The organism is Limnohabitans sp. (assembly GCF_031538885.1).
GTDB lineage: Bacteria > Pseudomonadota > Gammaproteobacteria > Burkholderiales > Burkholderiaceae_C > Limnohabitans.
In genome coordinates, this window is sequence record NZ_JAVKLW010000053.1 from 57,309 (window position 1) to 76,427 (window position 19,119).

The 19,119-nt window shown below is 56.4% G+C and carries 20 protein-coding genes and 3 tRNA genes; 13 read left to right on the top strand and 10 right to left on the bottom strand.

Features of this window, described 5'->3' with window-relative positions; all coding sequences use genetic code 11:
• Nucleotides 1-11 precede the first annotated feature (11 nt).
• The 3 genes from RMS03_RS03670 (at nucleotide 12) to plsY (ending at nucleotide 3,610) form a co-directional block, all read left to right on the top strand.
• On the top strand, nucleotides 12-1,814 hold the full coding sequence (locus RMS03_RS03670) for an AMP-binding protein (RefSeq protein WP_310625815.1): 1,803 nt from the start codon (nucleotides 12-14) through the stop codon (nucleotides 1,812-1,814).
• 72 nt (nucleotides 1,815-1,886) lie between these two features.
• The gene (locus RMS03_RS03675) at nucleotides 1,887-2,954 is read left to right on the top strand and encodes an aldo/keto reductase (protein WP_310625754.1); all 1,068 of its coding nucleotides are present in this window, start codon (nucleotides 1,887-1,889) and stop codon (nucleotides 2,952-2,954) included.
• A gap of 14 nt (nucleotides 2,955-2,968) precedes the next feature.
• Entirely contained in the window at nucleotides 2,969-3,610 is a 642-nt protein-coding gene (plsY, locus tag RMS03_RS03680; protein ID WP_310625755.1) for a glycerol-3-phosphate 1-O-acyltransferase PlsY, read from the top strand.
• On the opposite strand, the gene RMS03_RS03685 is transcribed toward plsY, so the two are convergent.
• On the bottom strand, nucleotides 3,607-4,092 hold the full coding sequence (locus RMS03_RS03685; protein WP_310625756.1) for a YajQ family cyclic di-GMP-binding protein: 486 nt from the start codon (nucleotides 4,090-4,092) through the stop codon (nucleotides 3,607-3,609). The genes plsY and RMS03_RS03685 overlap by 4 nt on opposite strands.
• Before the next feature lie 39 nt (nucleotides 4,093-4,131).
• On the opposite strand from RMS03_RS03685, the gene murB reads away from it, so the two are divergent.
• The gene (gene murB, locus RMS03_RS03690; protein WP_310625757.1) at nucleotides 4,132-5,184 is read left to right on the top strand and encodes a UDP-N-acetylmuramate dehydrogenase; all 1,053 of its coding nucleotides are present in this window, start codon (nucleotides 4,132-4,134) and stop codon (nucleotides 5,182-5,184) included.
• 42 nt (nucleotides 5,185-5,226) lie between these two features.
• On the opposite strand, the gene argG is transcribed toward murB, so the two are convergent.
• The 4 genes from argG to RMS03_RS03710 form a co-directional block, all read right to left on the bottom strand.
• Nucleotides 5,227-6,567 (bottom strand): argininosuccinate synthase, encoded by a 1,341-nt coding sequence (argG, locus tag RMS03_RS03695; protein ID WP_310625758.1) that lies wholly within the window; start codon nucleotides 6,565-6,567, stop codon nucleotides 5,227-5,229.
• A 21-nt stretch (nucleotides 6,568-6,588) separates the two neighbouring features.
• Nucleotides 6,589-6,915 (bottom strand): pyrimidine/purine nucleoside phosphorylase, encoded by a 327-nt coding sequence (locus RMS03_RS03700; protein WP_310625759.1) that lies wholly within the window; start codon nucleotides 6,913-6,915, stop codon nucleotides 6,589-6,591.
• A 119-nt stretch (nucleotides 6,916-7,034) separates the two neighbouring features.
• Entirely contained in the window at nucleotides 7,035-7,574 is a 540-nt protein-coding gene (locus tag RMS03_RS03705; RefSeq protein ID WP_310625760.1) for a glycine zipper 2TM domain-containing protein, read from the bottom strand.
• A gap of 89 nt (nucleotides 7,575-7,663) precedes the next feature.
• Nucleotides 7,664-8,023: an arsenate reductase gene (locus RMS03_RS03710; protein ID WP_310625761.1), complete on the bottom strand. Its 360-nt coding sequence runs from the start codon at nucleotides 8,021-8,023 to the stop codon at nucleotides 7,664-7,666.
• 55 nt (nucleotides 8,024-8,078) lie between these two features.
• On the opposite strand from RMS03_RS03710, the gene folC reads away from it, so the two are divergent.
• The 9 genes from folC to RMS03_RS03755 all read left to right on the top strand — a co-directional run bounded on the left by folC (nucleotide 8,079) and on the right by RMS03_RS03755 (nucleotide 15,118).
• Complete coding sequence (gene folC, locus RMS03_RS03715; protein ID WP_310625762.1) at nucleotides 8,079-9,377, top strand: bifunctional tetrahydrofolate synthase/dihydrofolate synthase; 1,299 nt, start codon at nucleotides 8,079-8,081, stop codon at nucleotides 9,375-9,377.
• A gap of 12 nt (nucleotides 9,378-9,389) precedes the next feature.
• A complete protein-coding gene (locus RMS03_RS03720; protein WP_310625763.1) occupies nucleotides 9,390-10,121 on the top strand; it encodes an SPOR domain-containing protein in 732 nt (243 codons plus the stop codon).
• 9 nt (nucleotides 10,122-10,130) lie between these two features.
• Nucleotides 10,131-10,625 (top strand): CvpA family protein, encoded by a 495-nt coding sequence (locus RMS03_RS03725; RefSeq protein ID WP_310625764.1) that lies wholly within the window; start codon nucleotides 10,131-10,133, stop codon nucleotides 10,623-10,625.
• A complete protein-coding gene (gene purF, locus RMS03_RS03730; protein ID WP_310625765.1) occupies nucleotides 10,625-12,139 on the top strand; it encodes an amidophosphoribosyltransferase in 1,515 nt (504 codons plus the stop codon). Before RMS03_RS03725 ends, purF begins: the two co-directional genes overlap by 1 nt.
• A gap of 7 nt (nucleotides 12,140-12,146) precedes the next feature.
• Nucleotides 12,147-13,358: an O-succinylhomoserine sulfhydrylase gene (locus RMS03_RS03735; RefSeq protein WP_310625766.1), complete on the top strand. Its 1,212-nt coding sequence runs from the start codon at nucleotides 12,147-12,149 to the stop codon at nucleotides 13,356-13,358.
• A gap of 13 nt (nucleotides 13,359-13,371) precedes the next feature.
• Nucleotides 13,372-14,760 (top strand): glutamate--tRNA ligase, encoded by a 1,389-nt coding sequence (gene gltX / locus RMS03_RS03740; protein WP_310625767.1) that lies wholly within the window; start codon nucleotides 13,372-13,374, stop codon nucleotides 14,758-14,760.
• Between the two features lie 34 nt (nucleotides 14,761-14,794).
• Nucleotides 14,795-14,870: transfer RNA gene (locus tag RMS03_RS03745), tRNA-Ala, on the top strand.
• A gap of 38 nt (nucleotides 14,871-14,908) precedes the next feature.
• A tRNA-Glu gene (locus tag RMS03_RS03750) sits at nucleotides 14,909-14,984 on the top strand.
• A gap of 57 nt (nucleotides 14,985-15,041) precedes the next feature.
• Nucleotides 15,042-15,118: transfer RNA gene (locus RMS03_RS03755), tRNA-Asp, on the top strand.
• Between the two features lie 70 nt (nucleotides 15,119-15,188).
• On the opposite strand, the gene RMS03_RS03760 is transcribed toward RMS03_RS03755, so the two are convergent.
• The 5 genes from RMS03_RS03760 to RMS03_RS03780 form a co-directional block, all read right to left on the bottom strand.
• Nucleotides 15,189-16,286, bottom strand: coding sequence for a hypothetical protein (locus RMS03_RS03760; protein ID WP_310625768.1), 1,098 nt, complete (start codon nucleotides 16,284-16,286; stop codon nucleotides 15,189-15,191).
• Nucleotides 16,283-16,537 (bottom strand): DUF4224 domain-containing protein, encoded by a 255-nt coding sequence (locus RMS03_RS03765; protein WP_310625769.1) that lies wholly within the window; start codon nucleotides 16,535-16,537, stop codon nucleotides 16,283-16,285. The genes RMS03_RS03760 and RMS03_RS03765 overlap by 4 nt, the downstream gene beginning before the upstream one ends.
• Nucleotides 16,538-16,750: 213 nt before the next feature.
• Nucleotides 16,751-17,548, bottom strand: a complete 798-nt coding sequence (locus tag RMS03_RS03770) for a cell division protein FtsK (protein WP_310625770.1) — start codon at nucleotides 17,546-17,548, stop codon at nucleotides 16,751-16,753.
• A 32-nt stretch (nucleotides 17,549-17,580) separates the two neighbouring features.
• Nucleotides 17,581-18,609 (bottom strand): hypothetical protein, encoded by a 1,029-nt coding sequence (locus RMS03_RS03775; RefSeq protein WP_310625771.1) that lies wholly within the window; start codon nucleotides 18,607-18,609, stop codon nucleotides 17,581-17,583.
• Nucleotides 18,602-19,099, bottom strand: coding sequence for a hypothetical protein (locus RMS03_RS03780; protein ID WP_310625772.1), 498 nt, complete (start codon nucleotides 19,097-19,099; stop codon nucleotides 18,602-18,604). The genes RMS03_RS03775 and RMS03_RS03780 overlap by 8 nt, the downstream gene beginning before the upstream one ends.
• Nucleotides 19,100-19,119: the final 20 nt, after the last annotated feature.

A 19,119-nucleotide genomic window follows, 5' to 3' on the forward strand; every position in this document is an offset into this window, starting at 1 on the left:
TTTATCACGCCATGCAGCGTGACTTTGGTTGGTCTGTGCCCGAGTACTTCAACATGGCCGAGGTGTGTAGCCGCCGTTGGGCCGTGCAAGCCAACGCACACCAGCGGCTGGCCATCGTCGAGCACCAAGCCGCCGATGCACAAGGGCAGCCCATGCCCCCACACGGCTATAGCTATGCGCAGTTGCAAACAGACGCCGATGCACTGAGCCATGTCTTGACAGGTTTGGGTGTGCAGCGTGGCGACCGCGTGGCCATTGTGTTGCCGCAACGCTTGGAGACTGCCGTGGCCTACATTGCCGTCATGCAAATGGGGGCGGTAGCCATGCCTTTGTCGCAGTTGTTTGGCCCCGAGGCCTTGGAGTACCGCTTGCAAGACAGCGAGGCCGTGGTGGCGATTGTGGATGCCTCGTCTGCCCGTCATGTGTTGGCCGTGCGCCCGCAGTGCCCTGCGTTGCGGGCGGTGGTGGGCGTTGATGTGCGCGATGCCGCTGACATGCGGCAAGTGGATGTTGATTACGCCAGCGCCATCGCTGCACAGCACCGCAGCTTTGTGGCTGTGCAAACCAAGGCGCAAGAGGGCGCGGTGCTGATTTACACCAGTGGCACCACCGGCCCACCCAAAGGTGCCTTGATCCCACACCGTGCCTTGATGGGCAACTTGACCGGCTTTGTGTGCAGTCAAAATTGGTTTGGCTTTGCAACCGTGGGGGATGGCGCGAACCGTGCCAGCGCAACCCAGCCCTCGCAGCTACCGACAGGTAGCTCAGCCGTGTTTTGGTCCCCCGCTGATTGGGCGTGGACGGGCGGCTTGATGGACGCCTTGCTGCCCACGCTGTACTTTGGGCGCCCCATCGTGGCGTGGAATGGGCGCTTCAGCCCTGAATTGGCGTTCACCTTGATGCAGCAACACGGTGTGACACACACCTTTTTGTTCCCCACCGCCTTGAAGGCCATGATGAAGGCCTACCCCCAACCCAGCCGTCAATTCAAGCTCAAGCTGCAAGCCATCATGAGTGCGGGCGAGGCCGTGGGTGATGCAGTGTTTGGCTATTGCCAAGCGCAGCTCGGTGTGACGGTCAATGAAATGTTTGGTCAAACGGAGATCAACTACATCGTCGGCAACTGCGCGATGGAATGGGCCTCGCAGGCAACACCCAGCGACGTATCACAGCCCCGCACCCGTTTGACGGCACACCGCGTGAATGTCGGTTGGCCTGCCAAACCTGGCAGCATGGGCAAGGGCTATCCCGGCCACCGTGTGGCGGTGATTGATGAAGACGGCCACGAGTGTCCCGTGGGCGTGCTGGGCGATGTGGCGCTCAACCGCTTCAACCAACACGGCGAGCCAGACCCGATTTTCTTTTTGGGTTATTGGAAAAACGACAGGTCTACCCAAGGCAAATTCACGGGTGACTGGTGCCGCACCGGAGACATGGCCGTGCGCGATGAAGACGGCTACCTTTGGTACCAAGGCCGTGCTGACGATGTGTTCAAAGCGGCGGGTTACCGCATCGGGCCGAGTGAGATTGAAAACTGCTTGGTCAAACACCCTGCGGTAGCCAATGCGGCTGTGGTGCCCAAGCCTGATGCCGAGCGCGGCGCGTTGGTGAAGGCCTATGTGGTGTTAGCCCCAGGCTTTGAAGCCAGCAATGCCTTGGTGGCTGAGCTGCAAGCGCATGTGCGTGGCAAGCTCGCCCCTTACGAATACCCCAAAGAAATTGAATTCACCCCTGAGTTGCCCATGACCACCACAGGCAAGGTGCAACGCCGTGTGCTGCGCTTGCAAGAAGAGGAACGCGCCAAAATCAAATGAAAAAATCAAATCAAGGTGGGGCAGGCTTTAGACTTGTCGGGTTTTATCAGCCTTCCATCCGTGAGTAGACACATGACATTTCCTCTTGTTCAGCTGGGTACCAGCGATTTGCACGTCACGCCAATTTGCTTAGGCACCATGACCTTTGGCGAGCAAGTCAACGAAACCGACGCACACGCCATCCTCGATCACTCGCTGGCGCGTGGTGTGAACTTCATCGACACCGCCGAGATGTATTCGGTACCGCCCAAGGCCGAGACGTGTGGTCACACCGAGACCATCCTTGGCAACTGGTTTGCCAAAAACCCCAGTGCCCGTCAAAAGTTGGTGTTGGCCACCAAAGTGGCTGGGCCCTCGCGTGGCATGCCTTGGATTCGTGACAGCCAAGGTCTTTCGGCGCAAGACATCCTCACGTCGTGTGAAGGTAGTTTGCGTCGCTTGCAAACCGATGTGATTGATCTCTACCAAATTCACTGGCCCGAACGCCATGTCCCTGCATTCGGCGCTGTGTATTACGACCCTGAAAAAGAAAGTTCCAAAACCAATATCCATGCGCAGTTGGACGCGTTGGCAACGTTGGTCAAAGCGGGCAAGGTACGCCACATCGGGCTGTCCAATGAAACGCCTTATGGGGTGCATGAGTTTGTGCGCTTGGCCGAACAACACGGTCTGCCGCGCGTGGTATCTGTGCAAAACCCGTATTGCCTGATTAACCGCACCTATGAAAACGGGTTGGACGAAACTTGCCACCGTTTGAATGTCGCTCTCTTGGCCTATTCGCCTTTGGGTTTTGGCTTGCTGACAGGCAAGTACGACGACTGCGGTTTATTGGGCGAAGGGGCCCCGAAAGATGGTCGCATGACGAAGTACGAGACCATGCGCAAGCAACGCTGGGGCCGTCCTGAATCTTTGGCCGCTGCACGCCGCTATAACGCGTTGGCGTTGGAAAACGGCATGACTCCGCCGCAAATGGCGTTGGCGTTTTGCTACACCAAGTGGCAAGTGACCAGCACCATCATTGGCGTGACCTCGCTGGCGCAACTCGATGCTGATTTGGATGCGTGGGGAACTACCTTGTCGCCAGAGCTCTTGGCCGCCATCGATGCCATTCGTTGGGACCTGCGCGATCCTGCTCAGTAAAAAGGAAAAAATAAATGTTTGCTGATTCTTCGATAGTTGTGGCGCTCACTTTGGGCGCGTATGTGGTGGGCTCTTTGTCTTTCGCGGTCATCGTGAGTCGTTTGATGGGCTTGGACGATCCACGCACCTACGGCAGTCAAAACCCAGGGGCCACCAATGTGCTGCGCTCGGGCAGCAAGGCAGCTGCGGCGGCCACCTTGTTGTTGGATGCACTCAAAGGCTACTTCCCAGTGTTACTGGTCAAGGTGTTTGGCCCCGCGGTTGGCTTGGATGACCGTGCGGTGGGCTTGGTGGCCATCGCGGCCTTCATGGGACATTTGTGGCCTGTGTTCTTTGGCTTCAAAGGCGGCAAAGGTGTGGCCACTGCGGCAGGCATTTTGTTCGGGGTCGAGCCTTTGTTGGGCGTAGCGACCATCGGCACTTGGTTGATCGTGGCGTTCTTCTTTCGCTATTCCTCACTGGCGGCCTTGGCTGCCTCGGTGTTTGCACCGGCTTACTATGTCTTTGGCGACAAGCTGGCATGGCAAACCAGTGAGGCCGAGTTGCTGGCTGTGACGGTGATGAGTGCCTTGCTGCTGATGCGCCACAAAGACAACATCGTGCGGCTGGTGTCTGGGCAAGAGTCGAAGATTGGCGGGAAGAAAGACGCCAGTTAATCGCGGAAGTTGCTGAACGACAAAGGTAAGTCGGTCATGTCTTTGCGAATCAAAGCCATGGCCGCTTGCAAGTCGTCGCGCTTGGTGCCGCTGACGCGCACCGCATCGCCTTGGATGGCGGCTTGCACTTTGATCTTGCTGTCTTTGAGCAGGCGTTGAATCTTTTTGGACACTTCGGTTTCAATGCCGTTGCGGATTTTGATGACTTGCTTGACCTTGTCGCCGCCAACTTTTTGCACATCGCCTTTGTCGAGGAAGCGCACATCGACTTCGCGCTTGGCCAGCTTGTTGCGCAGCACGTCTTCGACTTGCACCAACTGAAAGTCGGCATCGCCAAACATGGTGATCTCTTTGTCTTTGAGTTCAACGGCGGCAGAGGTGCCTTTGAAGTCAAAGCGGGTGGCGATTTCTTTAGCCGTGTTTTCCACAGCATTTTTCACTTCGACCAAATTGGGTTCGAGGACGGTGTCAAAAGAAGGCATGGCAGGCCGCTTTCAAAATCAGAATGAGACAATCGCCCTATGTTAGTGGAACCCAACACCCCTCTTCAAGCGCACAACAGTTTTGGCATTTCGGCCAAAGCGCTGCAACTGGTGCGCATCCACACCGAGGCCGATGTGCAGGCTGTGTTGGCCGATGCAGCCTTGCGCGAAGCACCGAAGTTTGTGCTGGGTGGTGGCAGCAACATTGTGTTGACGGGCGACGTGAAGCCTTTGGTGCTCAAGGTGGAAATCAAAGGCATGCGCTTGGTGGAGGAAACCGACAAGGCCTGGGTGGTCGAGGCCGCTGCGGGTGAAAACTGGCACGAGTTGGTGCGCTGGACGTTGGACAAGGGCTGGCCCGGCTTGGAGAACATGGCGCTGATTCCGGGCAGCGTGGGTGCCTCGCCCGTGCAAAACATTGGTGCCTATGGCGTGGAGTTGCAAGACCGCTTTCACTCGCTGGACGCGATGGATCTGACCACGGGCCAAGCCTTCAGCCTAGATGCCGCGCAATGCGCCTTTGGCTACCGCGACTCGGTGTTCAAGCACGAGAGCAGTGGCCCAAATGGTTTGGGCTTGGCGGGTAAAGCGCTCATTACCCATGTGCGATTTTTGCTGCGCAAAGACTGGCAGCCCGTGCTGGGCTACCTCGACCTCGAACGCAAAATGGCCGAGACAGGCATCAGCCAACCCACGGCTCAGCAAATTTTTGAATGGGTGTGCGCGATTCGCCGCGCCAAACTGCCAGACCCTGCCGTCATTGGCAACGCAGGCAGCTTTTTTAAAAACCCCACCGTCACCCAAGACCAGTGTGACGACATCATCGCGCGTGAGCCCAAAGTCGTGCACTACCTCTTGGACGATGGCCGCATCAAACTCGCAGCAGGCTGGCTGATTGACGCCTGCGGCTGGAAAGGTAAAACCGTGGGCAATGCCGGCGTGTACGACAAGCAAGCCTTGGTGTTGGTCAACGTGGGCGGCAAAGAACACCCTTGCACGGGCGGCGAGGTGATGACGCTGGCCAAAGCCATTCAGACCAGTGTGTATGCGCGGTTTGGGATTCGGTTGGAGCCGGAGCCTGTGGTGGTTTAAGTCACCCAACAAACACACCGAAGGCACGTGGCTAAGAAGTGTTTACTTCTTAGACCCGCCTTCGAGTTTGATCATGTCCGGACCTTCGCCCAACGACAGCAAGCCGGTGTGTGCGTACAGCCCCAGCTTGGCGCGTGTGTCCACGATGTCTAGGTTGCGCATGGTCAGTTGGCCAATGCGGTCGAGCGGGCTGAACGGCGCGTCTTCCACTTTTTCCATGCTCAAACGCTCAGGAGCGTAGGTGAGGTTAGGGCTTTCGGTGTTCAAGATGCTGTAGTCGTTGCCACGGCGCAGCTCAAGGGTCACGGTGCCAGTCACGGCACGTGCCACCCAGCGCTGGGCGGTTTCGCGCAGCATGATGGACTGGGGGTCAAACCAGCGGCCTTGGTACAACAAGCGGCCCAAGCGCAGGCCGTTGATGCGGTATTGCTCGATGGTGTCTTCGTTGTGGATACCCGTGACCAAGCGCTCGTAAGCGATGTGCAACAGCGCCATGCCCGGGGCTTCGTAGATGCCACGGCTCTTGGCTTCGATGATGCGGTTCTCGATCTGGTCGCTCATGCCCAAACCGTGACGGCCACCGATTTCGTTGGCTTTCAAGAACAACTCGACGGGGTCTGCGTATTCCACGCCGTTCAAGGCCACAGGTTGTCCTTCTTCAAAACGAATGCTGATTTCTTCGGCTTTGACCACGCAGTCGTCGCGCCAGAAGGGCACGCCCATGATCGGGTTGACGATCTTCATGCCACTGGCCAAGCTCTCGAGGTCTTTGGCTTCGTGGGTCGCGCCCAGCATGTTGCTGTCGGTGCTGTAGGCTTTTTCGGCGCTCATCTTGTAGCCAAACCCATTGGCAGTCATGAAGGCGCTCATCTCAGCGCGGCCACCGAGTTCGTCGATGAACAGTTGGTCTAGCCAAGGCTTGTAGATTTTGAGGCTGGGGTTGGTCAACAAACCGTAGCGGTAGAAGCGCTCGATGTCGTTGCCTTTGAAGGTGGAGCCATCGCCCCAGATGTTGACGTCGTCTTCCTTCATCGCCGCCACGAGCATGGTGCCGGTGACGGCACGGCCCAAAGGCGTGGTGTTGAAGTAGGTGATGCCGCCCGTGCTGATGTGGAACGCGCCGCATTGAATGGCGGCAATGCCCTCAACGGCGAGTTGTTTGCGGCAGTCGATGAGGCGGGCTTTTTCGGCGCCGTATTCCATCGCTTTGCGTGGGATTTCGTTGTAGTCCGACTCGTCGGGCTGGCCGAGGTTGGCGGTGTAGGCGTAGGGCACTGCGCCTTTTTGCTTCATCCACAGCAGGGCCGCGGAGGTGTCGAGGCCGCCGGAGAAGGCGATGCCGACTTTTTGGCCTTTGGGGAGGTGTTGCAGGATGGTGCTCATGGTATTCCGATCGGCCGTCGATTAACCGAAGTGGCAGATGTAGTGGTAGGGCTCGCTTCCTTCGGGAATCCGAATCTCGAACTTCGAGTTGCCGGGTACGTTGAACTTTTCGCCAGCGCTGGACTTGACCCAGTCGTGGCTGCCGTCGAGCTTGTATTCACAAAAACCAGCCACGCACTCCATCACTTCGGGGGCGGCGGTGTTGAAGGTGAGGGTGGCGGGCAAGATGACGCCGACCGACAGTTTGGTGCCATTGGCTGTGGTGATGGCGTGGCTGATGCACTTGCCGTCAAAAAACACATTGGCTTGGGTGGTGATGCTGACGCTGTCGATTTTTTCTGTGGTCATGGTGTGCGCTCGGTATGAATTGCAAAACCATAGATTTTAGGTGACCCAAAACGACAAAAGCCGCTTAATGCGGCTTTTGCTTGTGATCAACGCTCCCAGCGTGGGGCGAAGATGAGAATTTAGTAGCGAGGGGCAGAGCCAGCAGGTGGCACGCCGTAGCCAGCGTTGGCTGGGGCTGGTGCCATGGGCGTGATTTGCAGACGCACGGTAGGGCCTGGGTCTTGTGGCATTTGCACGGTGTATTGCTTGCCCGCGTATTCGTACACCACGTTGTAAGCCATGGTGCGGTTCTCATAGAACATTTGTTGGCTGCAATTTTGGACGTGGCGCACTTCGGGGGCGCTGGGGCCTTCGATCTTGTCGCCCATGATGGCGCCACCAAAGATACCAGCCATGGTGGCCAAGGCCCGGCCTGAACCGTTGCCAATTTGGTTGCCAATGGCACCACCAGCGATGGCGCCCATCGCAGCGCCAGCCCCAGATTTTTGCCCATCGATGACGACTTGTTGGTTGTTGCACACCTGACGGGGCACAGCTACTTGTTGAATGATGGGTGTGCTAGAGATGACTTTGCCTACCTCTTGGGCTTGCACTGCAAAGGTGCCCAACACGGCGATCAAACCGACGATGCAGGTCTTTTGAATGGATGTATTTTTCATAGTGAATCTCTTTTTTAACTTGGCAGGAGTGTAGTGCTTGGACTACGCAGGGTCTGTAAAGCGCTGGTAAAACTTGAATGTGCAAACGCTCAGCCTACAACGCGAGCCCATGCTTGTGGGTTGACGCCCACGATGACAGTTTGGCCTTGAACGACCACCGGACGTTTGATGACGCTGGCGTGTGCCAGTATCAAGGCGCACGCTGAGGTGTTATCTGTGGCACCCATTTGCAAGGCTGCATCAAGTTTGCGCCATGTGGTGCCTTTGCGGTTGACCAGGGCCTCCCAGCCGACTTGTGTCAGCCACAAGTCCAGTGCTTCGGATGGAATGCCTTGTTTTTTGAAATCGTGGAATACGTAGTCAACGCCATGATCGGTGAGCCACACACGGGCTTTTTTAACGCTGTCGCAGTTGGGGATGCCGTAAACGGTGATGGTTGTTTTGCTCATGGGGTGAATCATGCCGCAAATGGAGAAGTCCTTGGGTGTGGGCGACAATCTAAAGATGAATTCACTAGCCAGTTGGCTCGCGCATGGCGAGCGTTTACATCCTCAAAACATTGACATGGGCTTAGAGCGCGTGCGCACTGTCGCCGTGCGCATGGACCTGAAGTTTGATTGCCCTGTCATCACCGTGGCAGGTACGAACGGCAAGGGCTCGACCTGCGCTATGTTGGAAGCGTGTTTGCTGGAGGCGGGCTACCGCCCTGGTGTGTATACCTCGCCGCATCTTGTTCATTTTCAAGAGCGTTGTCGCTTGCACGGAGAGATGGTGCAAGCGGATGATCTGTTACCGCACTTTGTACGCGTTGAGGCGGCTCGTACACAAGGGGGGGAGGTGTCGCTCACTTACTTCGAGTTCACCACCTTGGCTATTTTGAGTTTGATGGCTTCGTCGCGTTTGGATGTGGTCATCCTGGAGGTGGGCTTAGGGGGGCGCTTGGATGCGGTCAATGTGATTGAGCCGACGTGCGCCATCATCACCAGCGTGGACTTGGACCACATGGATTTTTTAGGCCCAGACCGCGAAACCATTGGCCGCGAGAAGGCGGGCATCATGCGCACCGGCCGTCCTGTGATCGTGAGCGATCCTGTGCCACCACAAAGCGTGATTGACCACGCGACAGAAATTGGCGCTGACCTGTGGCTGTTTGGCCGTGACTTCAACTTCACCGGCGACAAGCAGCAGTGGGGTTGGGCAGGGCGGGGCCGTCGCTACAGCGGTTTGGCTTACCCCGCGTTGCGTGGGGCGAATCAGTTGGTCAACGCCAGTGGTGTGCTGGCAGCGCTTGAAGCCTTGCGCAGCGAGATGCCTGTGACTGCACAAGCCATTCGCAATGGGCTGGCGATGGCGGAGCTGCCAGGGCGCTTCCAAATCATTCCGGGTCAGCCTGCTTTGGTGTTGGATGTGGCGCACAACGCGCACGCTGTGGCTGCGTTGACCGAGAACTTAGATGCGATGGGTTTTTATCCCACCACCCATGTGGTGTTTGGTGCCATGGCCGACAAGGATGTGGCATCTATGTTGGTGCGCCTCGGGCCTTTGGTGGACCGATGGTATTTTTGCGATTTACCCACCGAGCGCGCTGCTAAAGCCTTGAAATTACAAGCGATCTGGCAAGCGGGCAACAGCCGCAAAGATGTGCAGGCAAGTACGCATGCCGACCCACAAGCTGCACTGGACGCAGCGGTGGCTGCAGCAGACCCCGCTGATAGAATCGTGGTCTTCGGATCGTTTTTCACGGTCGGGGGAATTTTGGCGAATGGCATACCCCGTCTAGATGCCCCACATTTGAGCTCCTGAGGCCCCATTCACATGGCTTTTTTCAAGTTTCGATTGCCCGGTCAACCGAGTAGTGAGCCGCAAGGCAACCACAGCAATAGTCCTGCGCAGAGCGTGGACGTCATGCGTCGCCGCGCGCGTCATCGTTTGATTGGTGCTTCGGTGTTGGTCATTGTGGGCGTGGTTGGTTTTCCTTTGTTGTTTGATACGCAGCCACGTCCTGTGTCGGTGGACATTGCGGTCGATATTCCTGACCGTGCCACTAGCAAACCGTTGGTCGACACCTCCAAACAAAAGCCTTTGTCGGCGGCTGCGGGATTGGATGCCAAAGAAGAGGTAGTGACCACTGACAGCAAGCCTGAGGTGAAAGCCGATGTCAAAGTCGACAATAAGCCAGAAGCAGCTGTTGCTGCGGTATTGCCTAAGCCTGAAGCCAAACCTGAACCCGCCAAGGCTGAGGCCAAATCACCTGCACATGCGGAAGTAAAACCAGAACCGAAGGCGGTGCTCAAGCCCACGGACAGCAAAGACACGGGTGCGCGTTTTGTTGTGCAAATCGGCGCCTTCAATGACGAAGCGAAAGTGCGTGAGGTGCGAGCCAAGGTGGAAAAGGAAGGCATCAAAACCTATACCAACGTGGCGCAAACCAAAGAGGGTGCACGTACCCGTGTGCGTGTTGGTCCATTCACTAGTCGTGATGAAGCCGATAAGGTGGCCCGAAAGATCAAGCAGTTGCAATTGCAACCGCAGGTCTTGACGCTGTAATTGCCTGATATGCAGACGTTTTCGGCCATAGATTGGATTCTGCTGGCTGTCTTGGGCCTGTCTTTGCTGTTGGGTATGTGGCGCGGCCTCGTGCAAGAGGTGTTGTCACTGGCGGGTTGGGTAGCTGCGTTTTACGTCTCCCAAATGTTTGCGCCGCAAGCTGCGGCTTGGCTGCCAATGGAGGGCAGTAGCCAGATGCTGCGCTACGCCGCTGGTTTTGTGGTGGTGTTCATCGCGGTGCTGATGGCTACGGTGTTGGTCAGTTGGATGGTTAAGAAACTGGTGTCAGCAGTTGGCCTAGGACCTTTAGACCGATTGCTGGGTAGTTTGTTTGGATTGATGCGCGGCCTGGTCATTTTGTTGGCCGTCACGGTGCTGGTGGGCATGACGCCCATGCGCGAAACCGAAGCTTGGAAGCAAGCCCAAGGCGCGCAATGGTTGCAACAGTTTTTGCATGTGTTGAAGCCGGTGTTACCGGCTGATTTTGGAAAGTACCTCCCCTAATGTGTGGCATTGTCGGCGTTGCAAGCAACGCACCTGTGAACCAGTTGATTTATGACGCCTTGTTGCTCTTGCAGCACCGAGGCCAAGATGCCGCAGGCATCGTCACCCAGCTGGATCGTAAATTTTTCATGCACAAAGCTAAAGGCATGGTGCGTGATGTGTTTCGCACACGCAATATGCGCGCCTTGCCCGGCAACAACGGCTTGGGCCAAGTGCGTTACCCTACAGCAGGCAATGCGTTCAGTGAAGAAGAAGCGCAGCCTTTTTACGTGAACGCACCGTTTGGTCTGGTGTTGGTACACAACGGCAACTTGACCAATGCGCATACGTTGAAGGCCGAGCTGTTCTCTGAAGACCACCGCCACATCAACACCGAGAGCGACTCTGAGGTGTTGCTCAACGTGCTGGCCCACGAAATTGACAAAGCCACGCGCGGCTTACCCCTCAAACCCTCCGATGTGTTTGAGGCCGTGCGCCGTGTGCACCGTCGCATCCAAGGCTCGTATGCGGTGATCTCGATGATTGCAGGCCACGGGTTGTTGGCGTTCCGTGACCCGTTTGGCATTCGCCCTTTGTGCATTGGCCGTGGCCAAGATGGTACGTACATGGTGGCCAGTGAGTCGGTGGCTCTGGAAGGCACCGGCCATGCGTTTGAGCGCGACATCGCGCCGGGTGAGGCGGTGTTCATTGACCTGGCAGGCCAAGCGCACGTCATGCAATGCGCGGATGAGCCGCAGCTCAAGCCTTGTGTTTTTGAATACGTGTACTTGGCCCGTCCTGACTCGACCATGGACGGCATTTCTGTTTACCAAGCGCGTTTGAATCTGGGTGAAACCTTGGCCAAACGCGTGGTGTCTACGGTGCCGCCAAGCGATATTGATGTGATCATTCCTATCCCCGAGTCCAGTCGCCCCAGTGCCACGCAGTTGGCGCACTTGCTGGGTGTGCCGTACCGCGAAGGGTTTGTGAAAAACCGCTATGTGGGCCGTACCTTCATCATGCCTGGTCAAGGTGTGCGCAAAAAATCAGTGCGCCAAAAGCTCAACGTGATTGCCAGCGAATTCAAAGGCCGCAATGTGTTGTTGGTGGATGACTCCATCGTGCGCGGTACGACCAGCCGCGAGATTGTGCAAATGGCGCGCGACGCTGGTGCGCGCAAGGTCTACATGGCCAGCGCTGCGCCCCCTGTGCGTTTCCCGAACGTGTATGGCATTGATATGCCCACGCCCGAAGAGTTGGTGGCGCACAACCGCACCATCGACGAAGTGCGCGAGTTGATCGGTTGTGATGCGTTGATCTACCAAGATGTGGAAGCGATGAAGCAAGCTGTTCGCGCCGCCACGGCGGGCAATGCGCCGCAGCTCGATGGCTTTGACGCATCCTGCTTTGACGGTGTGTATGTGACGGGCGATGTATCGGCCAGCGACATCGTTCGGTTGAACGAAAAACGTGTGGGGCAAGAAGAGGGTGCTGAAGATAACTCGCGCCTCGCTTTGCCGAATCAATCGGAGTGACCAAGGTATGAGCCAACGCCCATTACCCGACGATTTGCATTTGGAAACACTCGCTGTGCATTTGGCTGCTGAGCGCAGCCAATACGGCGAAAACTCCGAAGCGCTTTACCTGACCAGCGGGTATGTGCAACCTTCTGCGCAATCCTCGGCACGCCGTTTTTCGGGTGAAGAAGAAGGCTACACCTATGGCCGCTCCGGCAACCCCACGGTGAGCAGTTTTGAAATGCGCTTGGCTGCCTTGGAAGGCACCGAGGCAGCGTTGGCCACGTCATCTGGCATGTCTGCTGTGATGCTGATGTTGTTCAGCTTGCTCAAGGCGGGTGACCATGTGGTGTATTCGCAGTCCATGTTTGGCTCGACCCTCAAGCTGATTGGCTCAGAGTTCGCACGCTTTGGCGTGGAATCCACGGTGGTGTCACAAACCGATTTGGATGCATGGAAAGCAGCGATTCGGCCCAACACCCAAATTTTGTTTGCAGAAACGCCGACCAATCCATTGACCGAGGTGTGTGACATTGCCGCCTTGGCCGATTTGGCACACAACGCGGGGGCTTTGTTGGCTGTCGATAACTGCTTTGCCACGCCTATCTTGCAGCGCCCCGTTGAGATGGGCGCAGACATCGTCATGCACTCGGGCACCAAGTATTTGGATGGTCAAGGCCGCGTGATGGCTGGCGCTTTGTGTGCCAGCGAAAAATTCGTCAAGGAAAAGTTTTTGCCCGTCATGAAAAACGGTGGCATGGTGTTGTCACCTTTCAATGCGTGGGTGGTGCTCAAGGGCTTAGAGACACTCGATATTCGCATGCGTGCCCAAAGCGCACGTGCGCATGACTTGGCGCTGTGGCTAGAGCAACACCCCGCTGTCGCATGCGTGTACTACCCGGGCTTGCTCAGCCATCTTCAACATGAGTTGTCGATGAAACAAATGTCTGGCTTGGGTGGTGCTGTGTTGTCGTTTGATGTGAAGGCGGCTGATCCACAGGTGGCACGTACCCGAGCTTTCCATTTGCTTGACAGCTTGCGCACCTTGTCACTGTGCACCAACTTGGGAGACACCAAAACCTTGCTCACACACCCAGCTAGCACATCGCACGGCAAACTGTCTGAGGACCAACGCCAAGCCGCAGGCATTGGCCAAGGTTTGATTCGCGTAGCCGTGGGACTGGAGCATTTAGATGACATGAAGGCCGACTTGTTGCGCGGCCTCGAGACCCTTTGATTTCAATTTCTGCATGACCAAAATCCGTACGCGCTTTGCACCCTCTCCAACGGGGTTCATCCACTTAGGCAATATTCGCTCTGCTTTGTATCCTTGGGCGTTTGCCCGCGCCACCGGTGGTGACTTTATTTTGCGTATTGAAGACACGGACCTCGAGCGTTCGAATCAAGCGGCGGTGGACGTCATCATCGAAGGTATGAAGTGGTTAGGCCTCGACCACGACGAAGGCCCGTTCTATCAAATGAAACGCATGGATCGCTATAAAGCAGTGTTGGAAGAGTTGAAAGCAGCGGGCCATGCCTACCCTTGTTACATGAGCATGCAAGAGTTGGACGCTTTGCGCGAACGACAAATGGCCACCAAAGACAAGCCGCGCTATGACGGCACATGGCGTCCTGAGCTAGGCAAAACATTGCCTCCTATCGCCGAAGGTGTGAAACCCGTCCTGCGCTTTAGGAACCCACAAGGTGGCTCGGTTGTCTGGGAAGACAAAGTCAAAGGTCGCATCGAAATCAGCAATGACGAGTTGGATGACTTGGTCATCGCGCGTCCTGACGGCACACCCACCTATAACTTCTGCGTGGTGGTGGATGACATCGACATGGCCATCACCCACGTCATCCGAGGTGATGACCATGTGAACAACACGCCACGTCAAATCAATATTTTCAAAGCCCTTGGCAAAGAACCCCCTGTTTACGCCCATTTGCCCACCGTGCTCAATGAGCAAGGCGAGAAGATGAGCAAGCGCAATGGTGCCAAGGCTGTCACCCAATACCGTGATGAAGGTTACTTGCCTGACGCGATGGTGAACTACTTGGCGCGCTTGGGCTGGAGCCACGGCGATGACGAGATTTTTAGCCGCGCTCAGTTTTTAGAGTGGTTCAACCTCGACCACCTTGGTCGCAGTGCTGCGCAGTTTGACGAGGCCAAACTCAAGTGGGTGAACGCCCAGCATTTGAAGGCCATGTCTAATGAGGCGTTGGCATTTTTGGTGAGTGCTGAGTTGGCCAAGCGTGGCATCACCGCGGATGACCGCTTGCCCGCCATTTGCGGTTTGTTCAAAGATCGCTGCGACACCTTGTTGGTGTTGGCTGATTGGGCCAGTGCGTTTTACAACGATGTCACGCCACAAGCCGACGATGTGGCTAAACACATCACGCCTGCTGTGTTGCCTGCACTCGATGCATTGGTTGCCAAGCTGAGTGAAGTGACTGAATGGAACACAGCCAATGTCAGCGTGGCATTCAAGGCGGTGTTGACCGAACAAAGTTTGAAGATGCCGCAACTAGCTATGCCTGTGCGCGTGTTGGTGATGGGCACACCGCAAACACCTTCAGTGGATGCAGTGCTTTGGTTGTGTGGCAAAGAAAAAGTTTTGGAGCGTTTGACGAAACGTTGAAAATTTGGCTATACTATTGCTCTTAACACTCAATGGGGGTATAGCTCAGCTGGGAGAGCGCTTGCATGGCATGCAAGAGGTCAGCGGTTCGATCCCGCTTACCTCCACCAAAGTGTCGAGAAGATTCGAAAGAATCAGTCCAGGTTATGACCCTATCGTCTAGAGGCCTAGGACATCACCCTTTCACGGTGAGTACCGGGGTTCGAATCCCCGTAGGGTCGCCAAGTTTTGTAGCACTTGGTTGAGTTGCTCAAGCACCTCAGCAAAAGATACAGCTATCAGGAGTGGTAGTTCAGTTGGTTAGAATACCGGCCTGTCACGCCGGGGGTCGCGGGTTCGAGTCCCGTCCACTCCGCCAGTAAAATCAACGGGTTAGCTGTAAAAGGCTAACCCGTTTTTCTTTGCATATTCCAAAATTTGGAATATCGTCACTGCACGGGTTTGGCTTTTTTGACTGCGTGACGGTCATAAACTTGGCGAATCATGCGCTCACTTGAGTGCCCTGTCGCGTCTTGGGTGTCGGTCTGACCGCTCGCCAATTTGTCGCTCACCCCCTTCGGGCGGCAGTCTTGCAAGCTAAATGGCTTGAACTCAATTTTTCGCTTTTCTGCTTCGCTCACGCACACCGTCATCAAGTCGCTCAACATGGCTTTCCAGCCGCCCTTGGTGTAGCGTTGCCCGCGCATATTGTCGAACACGTACATCGAACCCGCAACGTGGTTGCGCTTTAGTGCCAAGGCTTCATTCATGGTGGCGCGAAGCTCGTCCGTCCACTCAATCAGCACGGCGGGCTTGGTCTTGCTCTTGCCGTCCTGCCACAAAATGCCGTCGTCGCGGATTGCATCCCGCGTAATACCGCGCACCTCGACCGAGCGGCGAACACACAGCCATGCGGTTTTGAGTGCAAGCGCGACAATGAGCCGCGCACCGCCCTTGCTTCGCCCAACTTCCAGCGCCAGCGACATTTCCACGTCGTTCACATGGCGGCTTGTTTTTACGGTTTTGTTCTTACGAATTCTGGTCAGTGGGTTGGTGCTGATGCGCCCAATACGCACACCATATTCGAGGATGACTTGCAACAACGCAATTTCTTTGTTGCCTTTTTCTGGCCGCCCAGCCTGCACACACGCATCAAGGTAGGTATAGCCGTCGGTTTTTGTGATTGCCGCAGGGTCAATATGGCCGAACGCCAGTTTGAGGTTTTTGGACTCGCGCTTGTTTTCGCGCAGCGTGGAATCGGCGCGGCGGTTTAGGTCGCTTGGAGGCAGTGATTCTTGCCAAGTGAACCATGCGTCTATCAGTTCCTCGGTTTGCCCTGACGAGCGCACCCCATGATTGAGCAAAGCCGATTCAGTGATGGCTTTACGGCGCAGCTCGCTCACCTGATTTTTGTCAGCTATGGGGCATGAATACCGAAACGCCCACTGTCCATTCGACTGTTTGTAGCCGATGCTGTAGGTGCGCGCCCCACGGCGCTCATAGACGCGGTATGGCAAGCCATCAGGGGTATCACGAGGACGGTTCATGCTCTTTTAAGGAATGCGATATTTACAGATGGCTGGGGCTGGCCTCTATCGTTTGAAAACTCCCCGCGACACACGGCGAGATAGTGCGGGCGCTCTAAAATCACGCGCCCGTCACGCGCTCGGTATGCCCGAACAAACCCGCGCATGTGCAGCACGTTAAGCTGGCGCAACGGTGCGCTGTAGCCAGTAATTTGTTGTAGTTCTTCTTCGCTCAATCTGGCGCTGTCGATTGTCGCTTCGTTGGTGTTCATGTCCCACCTCCATATCTAAATTCAATTCGTGTGACTAGGCTATCTGGCGTACAGCCCCGATGCGTCGCGCAAAACATCGCCACGAACTCTTCGGGCGACATTTCGGGGAAGCCCTCACGTCGGCATTCCTCGCGCCCGTACTCTGGCTCGTCGGTCATGCGCCGCAGTGGTTCGCACCGCGTCGAAACCGTGACGACGGCATCACCAAGGCGCTCAATCTTTTCCCCAGGGCGAAGCCCCATGCACTTGGCCACCGGCTGGAATGCCTCGCCCACTTTGAGATGCAGCCTCCCCGCCCAAGCCGTCATCGTCGTTGTGTGCTTGCCACCACTCAGTATTGTTTTCCTCTTGCCATGCTTTCCAGCCCTTGACCCACTCGATGCAAAGAGCGCCAGCCATGATTGGGCAATCGCTTTGCGGCTTGCCTTCTTGCGCGGCCAGTTGTCCGTCGCCGTAGGCTTCGTCTAACTCGCTTTGAAGGTGCTGGTGTGGAATGGCCTTGACCTCGGCATCAACCACTTCACCCGCGCCACTTGCGCCGTCCATGCCTTTGCCGTCGCCGTTCGGGTCGTACTCATGCCCCAAGTCCATAGCGCGTTGGTCTGATTCGCCCTTGATTTCATCCATGCCGCCCGTGTGCTGGGCAGGGTTGGCAACGACAACCAGCACGGCTTTACCGCTGGCTTCGTAGAGTTCATGCAGATTGGGGGCGGAGCTACCGAATTTCACAACAGCTTTCACGCCGTCCTTGATTGTGATTTGGTCGAGGTCGCCCGCAACCACAGTGCGGCCTTCGCTGGCTACGAGGTGAACCGCCATGCGGACATTGGTTTCTACGCGATTGCGAAGGCGGTCAATCACGTCGTCTTGCTTTGCCTTGGGCAGTTTCACCCACAGGTCGGGCAGCAGCTTGATTTCCTGGACAAGGGTTTGCAGGATGTCGCGCCCCACGGTGTCCGAAGTCATGGACAGGAGGGTTTTTACGTCGTCGGCTTGGTTATCGGTTGCCATGGTGTCTGTTCCTTTCAGGTTTCAAAAATGGGTTATTCCATGCCGCCAGTCGTGGCGCGTTCACGGCGGGCGCGGGGTTGCTGGGCGGGCTGTTGTCCGTTTGCCTCGGCAAGTTCACGGGCTTGGATGTCTGCCAGTTCTTCGGCGGTTGGCTCCCACGGTGCGCCCGCGTCGGCTGCTGGTGCGGTGTTGGTGGCCGCTGGTGCTGCGCCTTTAATCTCGCCCGTTTCCTGATTGACGGTTTCAGCGCGAGCGGCAGGTGCGGCGGCAGGTTGCTCGGTTTGCACAACTTCGGCGGGGCGCATTTCACGGGGTGCATTACGTAGCGTTTCCGTGGTGACGCTTGCCACCGTGCCGTCTGGGTTCATGTCGATGATGTCGTGGGCTTCTTCCACGGTCTGCAAACCCATCAGCAATTCAGGTGCGTACAGCTTGCCGAAGAAGCTGGCTGTGCGGTAGCGCAGCATGACTTCTGGCATGGTTTGCCACTTGCTGCCGTTCTTTCCGTACCAGCCCTCTTTGACAGCCATTTCAAGAGACACCTTGGGGCTGTCAATGCGCGTGCCTGTTTCTTTCTCGACCGCCCACGCGATGCACTCAAGGTTTTGCACGGTGGCTTTCATTTTTTTATTCACGCGCTGGCGGTCAACCCACTCAGTGACGGTGTATTCAACTTCTTTGCTGCCCAAGTCTTTGAGGTCAAAGCGCAGCGGCGAGAAGCGTCCGCATCCGTTGATGGCGGCAATAATCCACTGGCTTGACCAGCTTGGGCGACCTTCCACGATGTAGAGGTTTTGACAAATCATTAATGGGTCAGCGCCCATGCGCTGCGCCATGTTTAGTGCGACAACGCAGTTTGAAAGTGCGTTTGGGTTATCGCCTTTTTTCTCGTCCCACTTGCGGTAGGCCGCGGGTACAAGCGTGGAGTTTGACAACAGGTTTGCCGCACGCTGCATCAATTCAAAACCCGCTGAATTGAAGAACCCAAGCGTTGCGTTGGCTTGAGGTGCTGGGGTTTGTGGGCGTAAATTTGCCAGTGTTTTTTGAGTAACTTCAGACATTTGATTTCTCCTTGGTTGATGAACGTTTGTTTCGGTTTTGCTCGGTACGGGTAGCCCATCGGCAGTTGCTTGGTTCGTAGTTGCCGTTGGTGTTGATGCGGTCAATGCTGGTGTCTGGTGGTCGCTCGCCCATGTCGGCAAGGAAACTCTCGAAGGACTCGCGCCACTGTTTGCATACCGTAATGCCGCGCCCGCCGTAGTCTTTGAAGTTGCGGTGGGTGCTGTCGCTGCACCGCGCCAACATCGAACGCCATGAGTTGTAGGTCGGCGATTTGTAGAAACCGTGGGTAGTCTTCTTTTCTCGCATAGCATCGGCGCGGGCACAACCGCACGAGGTGGTTTCGCCTTTGCGCAGAGATTGAGAACGCACGGTGACTTGCTTGCCGCAGTCGCACCGACAGACAAAGGCGGCAACGATGCCGATGCGCGTTTTCTTGGTGGCGACAAGCCGCCCGAAGCGTTGACCGATGAGGTTGATGAGGGCGCTCATACCGTCACCGCCTTGCTGAA

What these genes read in the sequence shown, in the direction of transcription:
- folC (WP_310625762.1), top strand. Translation starts at nt 8,079, where the DNA reads ATGAATTCACTAGCCAGTTGGCTCGCGCATGGCGAGCGTTTACATCCT.
- RMS03_RS03780 (WP_310625772.1), bottom strand. Translation starts at nt 19,099, where the DNA reads ATGAGCGCCCTCATCAACCTCATCGGTCAACGCTTCGGGCGGCTTGTC.
- RMS03_RS03760 (WP_310625768.1), bottom strand. Translation starts at nt 16,286, where the DNA reads ATGAACCGTCCTCGTGATACCCCTGATGGCTTGCCATACCGCGTCTAT.
- gltX (WP_310625767.1), top strand. Translation starts at nt 13,372, where the DNA reads ATGACCAAAATCCGTACGCGCTTTGCACCCTCTCCAACGGGGTTCATC.
- RMS03_RS03735 (WP_310625766.1), top strand. Translation starts at nt 12,147, where the DNA reads ATGAGCCAACGCCCATTACCCGACGATTTGCATTTGGAAACACTCGCT.
- RMS03_RS03775 (WP_310625771.1), bottom strand. Translation starts at nt 18,609, where the DNA reads ATGTCTGAAGTTACTCAAAAAACACTGGCAAATTTACGCCCACAAACC.
- RMS03_RS03710 (WP_310625761.1), bottom strand. Translation starts at nt 8,023, where the DNA reads ATGAGCAAAACAACCATCACCGTTTACGGCATCCCCAACTGCGACAGC.
- argG (WP_310625758.1), bottom strand. Translation starts at nt 6,567, where the DNA reads ATGAGCACCATCCTGCAACACCTCCCCAAAGGCCAAAAAGTCGGCATC.
- RMS03_RS03675 (WP_310625754.1), top strand. Translation starts at nt 1,887, where the DNA reads ATGACATTTCCTCTTGTTCAGCTGGGTACCAGCGATTTGCACGTCACG.
- RMS03_RS03670 (WP_310625815.1), top strand. Translation starts at nt 12, where the DNA reads ATGCAGCGTGACTTTGGTTGGTCTGTGCCCGAGTACTTCAACATGGCC.
- RMS03_RS03705 (WP_310625760.1), bottom strand. Translation starts at nt 7,574, where the DNA reads ATGAAAAATACATCCATTCAAAAGACCTGCATCGTCGGTTTGATCGCC.
- murB (WP_310625757.1), top strand. Translation starts at nt 4,132, where the DNA reads ATGTTAGTGGAACCCAACACCCCTCTTCAAGCGCACAACAGTTTTGGC.
- purF (WP_310625765.1), top strand. Translation starts at nt 10,625, where the DNA reads ATGTGTGGCATTGTCGGCGTTGCAAGCAACGCACCTGTGAACCAGTTG.
- RMS03_RS03685 (WP_310625756.1), bottom strand. Translation starts at nt 4,092, where the DNA reads ATGCCTTCTTTTGACACCGTCCTCGAACCCAATTTGGTCGAAGTGAAA.
- RMS03_RS03720 (WP_310625763.1), top strand. Translation starts at nt 9,390, where the DNA reads ATGGCTTTTTTCAAGTTTCGATTGCCCGGTCAACCGAGTAGTGAGCCG.
- plsY (WP_310625755.1), top strand. Translation starts at nt 2,969, where the DNA reads ATGTTTGCTGATTCTTCGATAGTTGTGGCGCTCACTTTGGGCGCGTAT.
- RMS03_RS03765 (WP_310625769.1), bottom strand. Translation starts at nt 16,537, where the DNA reads ATGAACACCAACGAAGCGACAATCGACAGCGCCAGATTGAGCGAAGAA.
- RMS03_RS03770 (WP_310625770.1), bottom strand. Translation starts at nt 17,548, where the DNA reads ATGGCAACCGATAACCAAGCCGACGACGTAAAAACCCTCCTGTCCATG.
- RMS03_RS03700 (WP_310625759.1), bottom strand. Translation starts at nt 6,915, where the DNA reads ATGACCACAGAAAAAATCGACAGCGTCAGCATCACCACCCAAGCCAAT.
- RMS03_RS03725 (WP_310625764.1), top strand. Translation starts at nt 10,131, where the DNA reads ATGCAGACGTTTTCGGCCATAGATTGGATTCTGCTGGCTGTCTTGGGC.